General features: G+C 68.0%; 11 protein-coding genes. 8 read left to right on the top strand and 3 right to left on the bottom strand.

Annotated features, from left to right (window positions below):
- Positions 1-4: 4 nt before the first annotated feature.
- Positions 5-889: a serine protease gene (locus tag ACFYRY_RS16120; protein ID WP_389145011.1), complete on the bottom strand. Its 885-nt coding sequence runs from the start codon at positions 887-889 to the stop codon at positions 5-7.
- A 237-nt stretch (positions 890-1,126) separates the two neighbouring features.
- Here ACFYRY_RS16120 and ACFYRY_RS16115 point away from each other — a divergent pair, with 237 nt between their 5' ends.
- The 6 genes from ACFYRY_RS16115 to ACFYRY_RS16090 all read left to right on the top strand — a co-directional run bounded on the left by ACFYRY_RS16115 (position 1,127) and on the right by ACFYRY_RS16090 (position 7,761).
- A complete protein-coding gene (locus ACFYRY_RS16115; RefSeq protein ID WP_389145008.1) occupies positions 1,127-2,338 on the top strand; it encodes a pyridoxal phosphate-dependent aminotransferase in 1,212 nt (403 codons plus the stop codon).
- 104 nt (positions 2,339-2,442) lie between these two features.
- The gene (locus ACFYRY_RS16110; protein ID WP_389145005.1) at positions 2,443-2,862 is read left to right on the top strand and encodes a hypothetical protein; all 420 of its coding nucleotides are present in this window, start codon (positions 2,443-2,445) and stop codon (positions 2,860-2,862) included.
- A gap of 246 nt (positions 2,863-3,108) precedes the next feature.
- Positions 3,109-3,708 carry a tetratricopeptide repeat protein gene (locus ACFYRY_RS16105; RefSeq protein ID WP_389145002.1) on the top strand — a complete coding sequence of 200 codons (600 nt, stop codon included), beginning with the start codon at positions 3,109-3,111 and terminating at the stop codon, positions 3,706-3,708.
- Complete coding sequence (locus ACFYRY_RS16100) at positions 3,705-4,979, top strand: glycosyltransferase (protein ID WP_389144999.1); 1,275 nt, start codon at positions 3,705-3,707, stop codon at positions 4,977-4,979. Before ACFYRY_RS16105 ends, ACFYRY_RS16100 begins: the two co-directional genes overlap by 4 nt.
- A 384-nt stretch (positions 4,980-5,363) precedes the next feature.
- Positions 5,364-5,897: a hypothetical protein gene (locus ACFYRY_RS16095; protein ID WP_389144996.1), complete on the top strand. Its 534-nt coding sequence runs from the start codon at positions 5,364-5,366 to the stop codon at positions 5,895-5,897.
- A gap of 559 nt (positions 5,898-6,456) precedes the next feature.
- On the top strand, positions 6,457-7,761 hold the full coding sequence (locus tag ACFYRY_RS16090; RefSeq protein WP_389144994.1) for a glycosyltransferase 87 family protein: 1,305 nt from the start codon (positions 6,457-6,459) through the stop codon (positions 7,759-7,761).
- Here ACFYRY_RS16090 and ACFYRY_RS16085 read toward each other — a convergent pair.
- Positions 7,683-8,690 (bottom strand): glycosyltransferase family 2 protein, encoded by a 1,008-nt coding sequence (locus tag ACFYRY_RS16085; RefSeq protein WP_389144991.1) that lies wholly within the window; start codon positions 8,688-8,690, stop codon positions 7,683-7,685. The two genes, ACFYRY_RS16090 and ACFYRY_RS16085, sit on opposite strands and share 79 nt — an antisense overlap.
- A 101-nt stretch (positions 8,691-8,791) precedes the next feature.
- On the opposite strand from ACFYRY_RS16085, the gene ACFYRY_RS16080 reads away from it, so the two are divergent.
- Entirely contained in the window at positions 8,792-9,217 is a 426-nt protein-coding gene (locus tag ACFYRY_RS16080; RefSeq protein WP_389144988.1) for a GtrA family protein, read from the top strand.
- Between the two features lie 186 nt (positions 9,218-9,403).
- On the opposite strand, the gene ACFYRY_RS16075 is transcribed toward ACFYRY_RS16080, so the two are convergent.
- The gene (locus tag ACFYRY_RS16075) at positions 9,404-11,236 is read right to left on the bottom strand and encodes a phosphoenolpyruvate carboxykinase (GTP) (RefSeq protein ID WP_389144985.1); all 1,833 of its coding nucleotides are present in this window, start codon (positions 11,234-11,236) and stop codon (positions 9,404-9,406) included.
- 340 nt (positions 11,237-11,576) lie between these two features.
- Here ACFYRY_RS16075 and ACFYRY_RS16070 point away from each other — a divergent pair, with 340 nt between their 5' ends.
- Positions 11,577-12,293 carry a hemolysin III family protein gene (locus ACFYRY_RS16070; protein WP_389144982.1) on the top strand — a complete coding sequence of 239 codons (717 nt, stop codon included), beginning with the start codon at positions 11,577-11,579 and terminating at the stop codon, positions 12,291-12,293.
- Positions 12,294-12,323 lie beyond the last annotated feature (30 nt).

Below are 12,323 nucleotides of genomic sequence, written 5' to 3'. Positions count from 1 at the left end.
AGGCCTACGGCTTGGGCAGGGTGCAGCCGCTCGCGCTCAGGTTGAGCTTGTTGCCCGTGGTGAAGCACGCCGGGATGTTGTACGTCTCCTCGGCGTAGTTGATGCCCTTGCGGACGGTCACGGTGCCGCTCGCGTCGACCTCGCACGGGTTGTTCTCGGTGCAGCGCTCGCCGTCCTCGTTGCCGGTGTTGTTGACGGCGACGACCTTGCCGGTGGCGTTGTCGACGACCGGCGAGCCCGAGGTGCCGCCGATGGTCTGGCAGGCGGAGGTGTAGCGGACCGCGTCTTTCCAGGTCCAGTCGCCCTCCTTGAGGCGGTACGCGAAGCCGTCGACGTTGCAGGCGTAGGTCCGCTTCCAGTAGCCGGAGACGACCGTGATGGCGGTGCCGGCGACCGGGTGGGTGTCGGCGAGCGTCAGCGGGCTGATCCCGTACGAGTTCTTGATCTGCGCGTACGTGGTGGTGAGCTGGTAGAGGGTGACGTCGGTGTCCGTCATCGTCGAGTACGCGACCTTGCTCGCGCGCAGGGTCCCGACCCGGGTGGCGGAGGAGTTGAGCAGACCGAACGTACGGCTGGAGGCCTGGTCGACGATGACCTCGCCGGGCTCCGGGAAACCGGTCTCCAGGCAGTGGCCGTTGGTCATGACGAGCGCCGGGTCGGTGTCCGCGGACTTCGGGAGGCGGACGACGGAGCCGGAGCAGTTGCTGAGCGCGACGGTGCCGGCGAAGTCGACGGCCTGGATGGTCGGCGCCGACTTCTCGACGGGGGCGGACACGGACGCGGACGCTGACGTGGGCGTGAGCGTGGGCGTGGGCGCCGCGATCGCCGGTGCCGCGCCGGCCCCGGCGATCACCAGGGCGAAGAGCGCGGCGGCGAGAGGCTTTCTCATGCGGGGGGTCCCCTCCGTATGACGAAGGTGACCGGAGATCTTCCGGCCACCCACAGTTTTGTCATGCGCATTGTTAATGGAGGGGCGCGCGGGGGCAAGGAGCTGTTTTCGGACAGGAACCGAAGACGCCGGGAACGGCAGATCAGACCCTCACCGGCGATACCGACTCAAACCGACGCGTCTCGCGTGGCGGAAAACACGACCCACCGAGCGTTACCGGGCCGTAAGCTCCCAGACATGCAGGTGATCCAGTCGACCAAGCTCGCCAACGTCTGTTACGAGATCCGGGGCCCGGTTCTCGAGGAGGCGATGCGCCTGGAAGCGGCAGGGCACCGCATCCTCAAACTGAACACCGGCAACCCGGCCGCGTTCGGCTTCGAGTGCCCGCCCGAGATCCTGGAGGACATCCTCCGCAACGTCTCCTCGGCGCACGGCTACGGCGACGCGAAGGGCCTGCTGGCCGCGCGCCGCGCGGTCGTCATGCACAACCAGACCCTCGGCATCGAGACCGACGTCGAGCACGTCTACATCGGCAACGGGGTCTCCGAGCTGATCGTGATGGCGATGCAGGGACTGCTGGACGACGGCGACGAGGTCCTCGTCCCGGCGCCCGACTATCCCCTGTGGACCGCCGCCGTGTCCCTCTCCGGCGGTACGGCCGTGCACTACCGGTGCGACGAGCAGGCCGACTGGATGCCCGACCTCGCCGACATCGAGCGGAAGGTCACCGACCGCACCAAGGCGCTCGTCATCATCAACCCGAACAACCCCACGGGCGCGGTGTACGACGAGGCGATGCTGCGCGGGCTGACCGACATCGCCCGCCGGCACAACCTGCTGGTCTGCTCGGACGAGATCTACGACAAGATCCTCTACGACGACGCCACCCACACGCCGACCGCCTCGGTCGCCCCCGACCTGCTGACCCTCACCTTCAACGGGATGTCCAAGGCGTACCGGGTGGCCGGTTACCGGGTCGGCTGGATGTCGATCTCCGGACCGCGCGCGCACGCCGCGTCCTACATCGAGGGTCTGACGATCCTGGCGAACATGCGGCTGTGCGCGAACATGCCCGGTCAGCACGGCGTGGTCGCCGCGCTCAGCGGGCGCCAGACCATCAACGACCTGGTGCTGCCGGGCGGGCGACTGCGGGAACAGCGGGACGTGGCGTACGAGCTGCTGACCCAGATCCCGGGGGTGAGCTGTGTGAAGCCGAAGGGGGCGCTGTATCTCTTCCCGCGTCTCGACCCCAACGTCTTCAAGATCAAGGACGACCGGCGGATGGTCCTGGACCTGCTCCGGCAGGAGAAGATCATGGTCGTCCAGGGCAGCGGCTTCAACTGGCCCGAACCGGACCACTTCCGGGTGGTGACCCTGCCCTCGGTCGGCGACCTGCGCTCGGCAATCACCCGGATCGGCACCTTCCTCGACGGGTACAGCCAGCCCTGACATGACCCGGACCCTCCGATGGAGGGGCCGATTGCTACAAGGTTTTCAACTTTAGACGAAATCTAAGCTAGGATGGCTTCCTGACAGTTTCAGGAGGCCATCCCATGTACGAACCGATCCGCACCAAGTCGGTCCACAGCACGATGGCCGGCAGCGCCTCCAACTTCCCTCACCGTTCCCGTGAGGAGGAGCTGGACATCCAGCTCGCGGGGCATCTCGCCGCGCTTCTCGCCGCCACGGACGAGCTGCGCGCGGCGGCGCCCTCCGCCGACCTGGACCTGGCCGCCGACCGTCTCGCCGGACAGGTGGCCCGGCTCCGCGCCGGCCGTACGCCGGCCCGCGCGTCGGTGTCCGGTGACCGGACCCCGCGCCTTGCGGCCCTGCACCGGCGGGCGCACGCGCTCGCGGGCCGGGCCCTGGTGGTGGCGGCCTCACGTGCCGACACGGCGGCGGCGATCCTCGCCGCCGAGCGGATGGACGCGCACACGGCGGCCCTGGAGCCGCGCGAGGTGGCGTCCGCCTGAGCCCCGGGAGGGCTCCCCCTGCGGCGTCGGTCCGCGTGCACCCTGAGCGGCGCGCGGACCGGCTGCCATTTCTTCCGCGCCTGCGTACATTCGGGTGAATTGCGCACCTCAAGTTCCCGCCAAACGGCGGTGCCAACCAAACAGCCTCGTAACGTCGGTGGAAATTACGGTGGTTCGGAATCCCGTACACCATCGACACCTCACTCTTCCACGAGATGTGACACAGTGAAACGTAGGCGATTGTTGGTGGTGCTCACCGGTGCGGCCGCACTTTCCACCGGAATGATGTCTTGGGCATTGAATTCTGCAATGACTCCGGAATCCGAGGCCACCCAGCCGGCGGTGAACCGGCCGCTCCAGGATGCCGATTCCATTTTGCAGGCCGGAATTCTACAACAAGAGAACCACGACCTGAAAGGGGCCGCCCGCACCTACCAGCGCGTACTGAGGCTGGATCCGCAGAACAAGTTCGCCTGGTACAACCTGGGCGTCATCGCCCACAATGACGGCCGGACGGACGATGCCCGCGAGGCCTACGAAAAGTCCCTGAAGATCGATCCAGCGTTTATGTCGGCCCTCTTCAACGAGGGGATTCTGCTGAAGTCGAGCGACCCCGACCGCGCCATGGGACTTCTCGAACGCGCCCTTGGCGTCGATCCTCAGGCAGCCTCGGTGCATCTCCACCTCGGGGAAATCTGGGCGATGAAGAACCGCGACCAGGTAGCCGCGGATGAGTTCCGCAGTGCGGTCGCAGCCGATCCCTCGCTCCGTTCCCAAGTGCCGGAATCCTTCCGGGATTCCGTGAGCCTCTCACCCCGATCGAGCACCGCAGGGAGCACGAGATGACGTCGACCCCGACACCCAGGTTCTCCGTCTTCACCCCCAGCCACCGGCCCCGTTTCCTCGACGAGTGCCTGGCGACCCTGCAGGCCCAGACCTGTCCGGACTGGGAGTGGATCGTCCTGCTCAACAACGGCGCCCGATGGCGGCCGGAGCATCCCGACGACAGGGTCCGGTTGCAGATCGCCGACGACGCAGTCGGTGTCGGAGCGGCGAAACGCAGGGCCTGTGAGCTGGCGCGCGGCGAGATCCTGGTGGAACTCGACCACGACGACCTGCTGGCGAAGGCGTGCCTGGCGGAACTCGGCAAGGCCTTCGACGACAACCCCGACGCCGTTTTCGTCTACAGCAACACCGCGCAGATCACCGCGGACGGCAAGCGGGACGACAGCCGTTTCAACGAGACGCACGGCTGGCACTACGAGAACGTGCGCGTCGACGGACGCAAGCTGCTCCAGGTCAGGTCCATGGCTCCGACTCCGCACAACGTCGCCTACATCTGGTACGCGCCCAACCACGTGCGGGCGTTCCGCAAGATCGCCTACGACAAGGCCGGGGGGTACGACGACACCCGCACGGTCCTGGACGACCAGGACCTGATGTGCCGCCTGTACCACGTCGGCGACTTCCACCACATCCCCCGCTGTCTGTACCTCCAGCGGATGCATCCCGAGAACACCCAGCGCGACCCGGAGATCAACGCGCACATCCAGCGCGAGACGGTCGCCCTGTACGACAAGTACATCGAGGCCAACGCCCTCGCCTGGACCTACCGGAGGGGACTCGTCGCGCTGGACCTCGGCGCGGCCCGCCGCAAGCCGCCGGGCTACGTGGGCGTGGACAAGTACCCGGCGGAGGGCGTCGACATCGTCGCGACCCTGCCCGGCAAGGTGGATCTGCCCGACGACTCCGTGGGCCTGATGCGGGCCGTGAACTTCCTCGAGCACGTGCCCGCGAAGGTGCCGCTGATCAACGAGCTGTACCGGCTGCTGGCACCGGGCGGCATGCTCCTCACGATGACCCCCAGCTCCGACGGCCGGGGCGCGCACCAGGACCCGAATCACGTCGCGTACTACAACGAGAACTCGTTCTGGTACTACACGGACGACCAGTACCGCGCCTTCGTACCCGACCTCGAGGCCCGGTTCCAGAGTTCGCGGCTGGCCACCTGTTTCCCGTCCGAGTGGCACTCCGAGAAGAACATCTCGTACGTGATCGCCAACCTCATCGCGATGAAGGACGGGGCGGAGCGGTGCGGGGGGCCGCTGCTGGTCTAGCGGGAGCCCGCTGCTGGTCCAGGGGTGGCGACCAGCAGCGGGTCGGTTCGACGTGCCACCACGCGAGCGGTGCCCCCGTGCCGTGGTTTCGGCACGAGGGGCACCGCTCAAAGTGGGTTACGGGGCCACGGTTGCACAGACCACGTAGGCGGTGACGGGGGTGACCGGAAGGAGGGCGGTGCCCTGCCACCCAGTGGGAGGCGTCACCGCGGAACCACCGATCGGGAAGCTCCCGGTAAGGCCCACGGCCAGAGCTCCACCGCCGGTGGCGACGTCGCCGGCGTTGCAGTTGGCCGTCGCGAGTCCCCCAGAGGTGCTGGTGATGACGTAGGAACTGCCGATCGTGCCCTGGGCACCCTGCGCTCCCTGGGCACCCTGCGCGCCTTGAGCACCCTGAGCTCCCTGGGCACCCTGAGCACCCTGCGCGCCTTGAGCACCCTGAGCTCCCTGAGCACCCTGCGCGCCTTGAGCACCCTGAGCTCCCTGAGCTCCCTGGGCACCCTGAGCACCCTGAGCACCCTGAGCACCCTGAGCACCCTGGGCTCCCTGAGCACCCTGAGCACCCTGAGCACCCTGGGCTCCCTGGGCACCCTGGGCACCCTGCGGCCCCTGCTTGCCCGGCTTGCCCTGCGGGCCGCGAGGGCCCTGGGGACCGCGGTCGTGACCCTTCTGGCCGCGGTCGTGGTCGTGGTTGTCCTGGCCATACTCCCGGTCGGCCCCACCCGCACGCACCATCGCGTGCCCATCGGAGCCAGCCCGGCGGATCGCGTCGGCGATGGCCCCGGTGGGGGCGTTGTTCGCACGCAGGTGCGACATGGAGCGGTCGGAGCCCGCGTGCATCGCGTCGGCGGTCGCCATCGCACTCGGGACGACGCTGAGCGCAACGGCGACCGCGCCGACCGACACCATCGTTGCTGACCTCAGGCGCGAGATTCGAATCGTTCTACGGTTCAAGAGAACCTTCCTCACGGAAGAGGGATCAGACAGCACATACGCATGTCATGCGCTTCATTTCGCTTGCGTGCCTCATCCCCTACGGACACAGACGAGGCAGACATTCCCTCTTCGTGAAAGAATGATTATCTATTAACCCGCTTTGTGGACAAGGATCACCCGGGCGGCGTCGCTCTCTTCGGCGCCCATTCGCCACACCGCCAAAAGAGTGACATTGACCGAAGGGCCGACCCTCTCCGGGGCAACTCTGAACCGCCTCCCAAGTCCCCGGAAGCCGACGCGGATATCGACCACCGCCTCGAGTACCTCACCGCTGCCGCAGGTGACGCACTTCGCCTGCCGGGCACGGTGTACCGAGACCTGGACAGGGCCCGGTCCTCCTCGCTGGACACCGCCTGGGCCCAGTTCGGCGACTCAATTCACCAGGGCTCGCGGCATTCGCCATAACATTCGGGCATTTCAGACATACTGTTCGGCGCGCCGCCCGGTGGCGCGATGGAGCGCGACCTGAACGGAGCCCGCAATGCCCGACACAGCCGCCGAGGACCCCCGCCGGCGCACGGTCGATCCGACGGTGCTGGCGCTGACCGCCTACACCGCGGTGATGACGGCCCTCTCGGTCCGCGCCTTTCTGATGCCCGGAGAGTCGCTGGACTACCTCACCTTTCTCGGTCCCTGGTACCGGCACATCGCGAGCCACGGCGGATTCCACGCCCTCGCCGACCCCGGCTTCTCGGACTACAACGTTCCCTACCTCTACCTGCTGAGCGCTCTGACCTATCTGCCTCTGCCGGCGCTGGCGGGCATCAAGTGGATCTCGATCCTGTTCGACCTGGCGCTGGCGTACTACGTCTTCCGGATCGTGTCCCGGCTCCGGCCCACCCAGCCCTGGGCCGCCTTCGGCGCGGCCGCGGTGGTGCTCTTCCTGCCCACCGTCGTCACCAACAGCGGCTGGTGGGGACAGTGCGACGTCCTCTACACGGCCTTCCTGGTCGGCGGGATCCACTACGTGCTGAGCCACCGGCCATGGTGGGCGTGCACGTTCTTCGGGATCGCGCTGGCGTTCAAGTTCCAGGCTGTTTTCCTCTTCCCCTTCCTGCTCGTCCTGGTGCTGGTGGGACGGGTGCCGTGGCGGAGTCTGCTCGCCGTTCCCGCGGCGTACCTCGTCCTCGACGTCCCGGCCCTCATGCTCGGCGCCGACCCGTGGCGGCTGCTGACGGTCTACGCCCGGCAGACGGACACGTACCGCCTGCTGTCCGTCAACGCGCCGTCCGTCTACGAGTTCGTGTCGGCGCCGGGCGACACGAGCGTCGTGCGCGGCGTGGGTGTGGTGATCGCGGGGACGCTCGTGTCACTGCTGACCGGACTGACCGTGTGGTCCCTGCGGCGCGGCCGGCGCGACGTGCCGGACTCCGGCCCCGGCGTACCGGGACTCACGGACACCCGGATCGTGCTGCTGGCCGCTTGCTCCTCGATCGTGGTGCCGTTCCTGCTGCCCTCGATGCACGAGCGGTACTTCTACGTCGCGGACGTGCTCACCGTACTGGCCGCGTTCGCACTGCCCAGGCAGCTCTGGTACGTGCCGGTACTGGTGCAGATCGCCTCGTTCGGCAGCTACCTGAAGTGCAACTCCGCCGACCTGGCTCCGTATCTGTCGATGCCCGCGCACAGTGCGCTGATGCTGCTGGCGCTGGTGGCCCTGGTCCGGACGACCGGCCACGAGCTTCTCCGCGGCCCGCGGTCGGCGTCCTACGGACGTGCCCCCGCCGCCGAAGGGACCAGGTCGCCGGCGTCGCCGGTGTCGTCGTCGGCGTCACCGGTGTCGTAGGCGTCGTCAGCGACGTAGTAGGTCGGGCGTTGCTGGACGGCGGTGTAGATGCGCCCGATGTACTCGCCGACCACTCCCAGGCAGATCAGCTGGACTGCGCCGATGAAGAGTACGGCGATGATCAGGGAGGCCCAGCCGGGAGTGGTGTCGCCCGCCGCGTACACGGACAGCGTGTACACGAACATGGCGAGGCAGACGCAGAAGGCAAGGGCGCCGAGCCAGATGGCCAGCCGCAGCGGGGCGACGGAGAAACTGATGATGCTGTCGACCGCCAGCAGCACCATCTTGCGCAGGGGGTACTTGGTCTCACCGGCGACGCGCGGGTCGCGGCGGTAGGTCACCTCTCCGCTGGGGAAGCCGAACCAGGGCACAAGGAGTCGGTACACCTGCGGCTGGTCGGGCAGGGCCTTGAGGGCTTCGAGGGCGTTGCGGGACAGCAGGCGGAAGTCGCCGGCCTGGGCGCAGACATGGGCGCCGACCATACGGCGCATGAGCCAGTAGTACGCGGCGGCGGTGCGTCGCTTGAAGCTGGTGTCGCTGGAGCGGTTGGCGCGTACGCCGTAGACGATGTCCAGGCGCCGGGAGCGGGCCAAGGCGAGCATCTCGAGGATCTTCTCCGGGGGGTCCTGGAGGTCGGCGTCGAGGCTCGTGGCGTAGTAACCGCGGGCGTGGTGCAGACCGGCGGTCAACGCGGCCTGGTGTCCGCTGTTGCGTCGCAGTCTCACCACCCGCAGCTGCGGCCAGCCGGCCCGCAGGTGCGCGAGTTGTCCAGCTGTCCCGTCCGTGGAGCCGTCGTCCACCGCGACGACCTCGTACGCCTCCCCGGTCCCGTCCAGCACCGGCCGCAGCCGCTTCGCCAGCGCCGGCAGGGCCTCTTCCTCGTTGAACATCGGAATCACGACCGACAGCTCAACCGACGACTCGATCATTCGGCGATCCCTGTGCATCCTCTGGAGCGGGCGGGAGCAGCGAGACGCGCCCGATTTGCTCACTATCAGTAGCATTTGCTCACTTATCGTACAGTGCGGGAATGGCTCAGCGCGTCCAGACACACGCACCCCGCACCGCAGGGGTCGCACGGCAGCTCCCGGTCTTCGCGGTCATCGGTGTGCTGTCCACCGCCGCCCATCTCGGCCTTTTCGCGGTGCTCCGGTCGGCGCTCGACGCCCAGCTCGCCAACCTGGTCGCACTGCTGGTCACCGCGGTGGCGAACACCGCCGCCAACCGCCGGTTCACCTTCGGGGTGCGCGGCGCGGAGGGGGCCGCCCGGCATCAGCTCCAGGGGCTGGCGGCCTTCCTCGCCGGACTCGCGCTCAGCAGTGGCGCCCTCGCCCTGGTGCACCGGACCCTGCCGGACGCGCCGTACGTGGAGATCGGCGCACTGATCGTGGCCAACGGCGCCGCGACGGTCCTTCGCTTCACGCTGCTGCGGCGGTGGGTGTTCGCGCAGGCCTGAACGGGCGAAGGCCCGCCGTCACCTCCCGTCGGGGCGGACGGGGACGTGACGACGGGCCCAGGGCTCACACAGCCGTGCGGAACCTAGCCGGTCTGCGGTGCCGTGCGGTGCTGTCACCGCGGCCGGCCGTGACGATGTAGCTGGTCAGGGCACGATCGGAGCCGGCCGCGGCGTCTATGGGGGCGGTCAGCCCAGGCGCTTCACCAGCGCGTGGTATTCGTCCCACAGCTCCTTGGGCGTGTGGTCGCCGAAGGTGTTGAGGTGATCGGGGACCAGGGCGGCCTCCTCGCGCCAGATCTCCTTGTCGACGGTGAGGAGGAAATCGAGGTCCTTCTCGTCCAGCTCGAGACCGTTGGTGTCGAGGGCCTCCTTGGTCGGCAGAATGCCGATCGGGGTCTCGACGCCCTCGGCCTTGCCCTCCAGGCGCTCCACTATCCACTTGAGGACCCGGGAGTTCTCGCCGAAGCCGGGCCAGACGAACTTGCCCTCGTCGTTCTTGCGGAACCAGTTGACGTAGTAGATCTTGGGGAGCTTCGCCTGGTCCCTGCCGTTGGCGACATCGACCCAGTGGCCCATGTAGTCGCCCATGTTGTAGCCGCAGAACGGCAGCATGGCGAACGGGTCGCGGCGCAGCTCGCCGACCTTGCCCTCGGCGGCGGCGGTCTTCTCGGAGGCCACGTTGGCGCCGAGGAAGACGCCGTGGTTCCAGTCGAAGGACTCCGTGACCAGCGGAACGGCGCTGGCGCGGCGCCCGCCGAAGAGGATCGCCGAGATCGGCACGCCCCTGGGGTCCTCCCACTCGGGCGCGATGATCGGGCACTGCGCGGCGGGGGTGGTGAAGCGGGCGTTGGGGTGGGCGGCGGGAGTCTCCGAGGACGGAGTCCAGTCGTTGCCCTTCCAGTCCGTGAGGTGGGCCGGAGTCTCCTCCGTCATGCCCTCCCACCAGATGTCGTTGTCGTCGGTGAGCGCGACGTTGGTGAAGACGGAGTTGCCCCACAGCGTCTTCATCGCGTTGGCGTTGGTGTGCTCACCGGTGCCGGGCGCGACGCCGAAGAAGCCGGCCTCGGGGTTGATGGCGTAGAGGCGGCCGTCCGCACCGAAGCGCATCCAGGCGATGTCGTCGCCGATCGTCTCGACCGTCCAGCCCGAGATGGTGGGCTCCAGCATGGCGAGGTTCGTCTTGCCGCAGGCGCTCGGGAAGGCCGCCGCGACGTACTTGGACTCACCCTGCGGCGGGGTCAGCTTGAGGATGAGCATGTGCTCGGCCAGCCAGCCCTCGTCGCGGGCCATCACCGACGCGATGCGCAGGGCGTAGCACTTCTTGCCGAGCAGGGCGTTGCCGCCGTACCCGGAGCCGTAGGACCAGATCTCGCGGGACTCCGGGAAGTGCGAGATGTACTTGGTGCTGTTGCACGGCCACGGAACGTCGTCCTCGCCCTCCGCGAGCGGGGCGCCGAGGGTGTGGACGGCCTTCACGAAGAAGCCGTCGGAGCCGAGCTCGTCCAGGACGGGCTGCCCCATGCGGGTCATGGTGCGCATGGACACGGCGACGTAGGCGGAGTCGGTGATCTCGACGCCGATCGCGGAGAGGTCGGAGCCGAGCGGGCCCATGCAGAACGGGACGACGTACATCGTCCGGCCCTTCATCGAGCCGCGGAAGACACCGCCCTCGCCGTTCTCGCCCTGGAAGATCTCGCGCATCTCCGCGGGAGCCTTCCAGTGGTTGGTCGGGCCCGCGTCCTCTTCCTTCTCCGCACAGATGAAGGTGCGGTCCTCGACCCGGGCGACGTCGGTCGGGTCGGAGGCCGCGTAGTAGGAGTTGGGGCGCTTGATCGGATCGAGCCGTTTGAATGTGCCCTTGGCCACGAGCTCCTCGCACAGTCGCTCGTACTCGGCCTCTGATCCGTCACACCAGACCACGCTGTCCGGCTGCGTCAGTTCTGCGATCTCGTTCACCCACGAGATCAGTTCTTTGTGGGTGGTGGGGATGACGGGGAGAGCCGCGATGTCACGCGCCACGATCGCTCCTAAAATGAGGGATTTTGTCCTTGCTGCCCCGTGGGGGCCTCGACCCGGATGCTTCGCAACGTCGATTCCCTCTGGCGCTCATCCGGTGCCGACCGCACTCATTTGATCATCCGACGAGTGCGCCCATCTGTCCATAGGAGCGCCCAGGTGAGCAGAGTGAGGATCGCCACGTGTAGAACGCCCGCTTTGCGTCCACATGGGGTTCAGATGGAGGTTCCTTGGCGAGACGCCCGAAGGACCCCGCGCGGCCCGGTGAGACGCTGGCCACTCTTCGTCGCCCAACGGGTCACACCGATCCGTTACTTACGGTTCCGTCGGTACGATGCCGCGTATGACTGCGTCCGTCCCCGACGCGCCCACGGACGACCCGGCCGCCGCCGGCCGCGGTCCCGTCGCGCTCTCCCTGCCGCATCCGGTCAAGCCCAAACTCCGCGGCTGGTTGCATCTCGGAATGTTTCCGGTCGTACTCATCGCGGGCCTGGTGCTCACCGCCCTCGCCGACACCGCCAGAGCCCGTCTGGCCTGCGGAATCTTCGCCCTGACCGCCTGCCTGCTGTTCGGCGTCAGCGCGCTCTACCACCGGGGCGACTGGAGCCCCCGCATGGACGGGATCCTGCGACGGCTGGATCACGCCAACATCTTCCTGATCATCGCCGGCACCTACACCCCGCTGACCCTGCTGCTCCTGCCGGGCTCCAAGGGGCAGTGGCTGCTGTGGAGCATCTGGGCGGCGGCCGCGGCGGGCATCGCCTTCCGCGTCTTCTGGGTCGGCGCCCCACGCTGGCTCTACACGCCCTGCTACATCGCGATGGGCTGGGCGGCCGTCTTCTTCCTGCCCGACTTCATGCGCACCGGCGGCATCGCCGTGCTGGTACTGGTGATCGTGGGCGGCGTGCTCTACAGCGCGGGCGGAGTGATCTACGGCATAAAGCGCCCGAACCCGTCACCACGCTGGTTCGGCTTCCACGAGGTGTTCCACTCCCTCACGCTGGCGGCGTTCATCACGCACTACGTCGGGATCTCGCTGGTCGCGTACCAGCACGCGTAGTCCCTGCCGCGCTCATGGCGCCCAGCTCAC

Origin of the sequence: Streptomyces sp. NPDC005263 (assembly GCF_042872365.1) — a bacterium.
Taxonomy (GTDB): domain Bacteria; phylum Actinomycetota; class Actinomycetes; order Streptomycetales; family Streptomycetaceae; genus Streptomyces.
Note: the sequence above shows the minus strand (reverse complement) of the source record. Positions and strands in the feature narration are given on the sequence as shown.

What these genes read in the sequence shown, in the direction of transcription:
- ACFYRY_RS16120 (WP_389145011.1), bottom strand. Translation starts at nt 889, where the DNA reads ATGAGAAAGCCTCTCGCCGCCGCGCTCTTCGCCCTGGTGATCGCCGGG.
- ACFYRY_RS16115 (WP_389145008.1), top strand. Translation starts at nt 1,127, where the DNA reads ATGCAGGTGATCCAGTCGACCAAGCTCGCCAACGTCTGTTACGAGATC.
- ACFYRY_RS16110 (WP_389145005.1), top strand. Translation starts at nt 2,443, where the DNA reads ATGTACGAACCGATCCGCACCAAGTCGGTCCACAGCACGATGGCCGGC.
- ACFYRY_RS16100 (WP_389144999.1), top strand. Translation starts at nt 3,705, where the DNA reads ATGACGTCGACCCCGACACCCAGGTTCTCCGTCTTCACCCCCAGCCAC.
- ACFYRY_RS16090 (WP_389144994.1), top strand. Translation starts at nt 6,457, where the DNA reads ATGCCCGACACAGCCGCCGAGGACCCCCGCCGGCGCACGGTCGATCCG.
- ACFYRY_RS16085 (WP_389144991.1), bottom strand. Translation starts at nt 8,690, where the DNA reads ATGATCGAGTCGTCGGTTGAGCTGTCGGTCGTGATTCCGATGTTCAAC.
- ACFYRY_RS16080 (WP_389144988.1), top strand. Translation starts at nt 8,792, where the DNA reads ATGGCTCAGCGCGTCCAGACACACGCACCCCGCACCGCAGGGGTCGCA.
- ACFYRY_RS16070 (WP_389144982.1), top strand. Translation starts at nt 11,577, where the DNA reads ATGACTGCGTCCGTCCCCGACGCGCCCACGGACGACCCGGCCGCCGCC.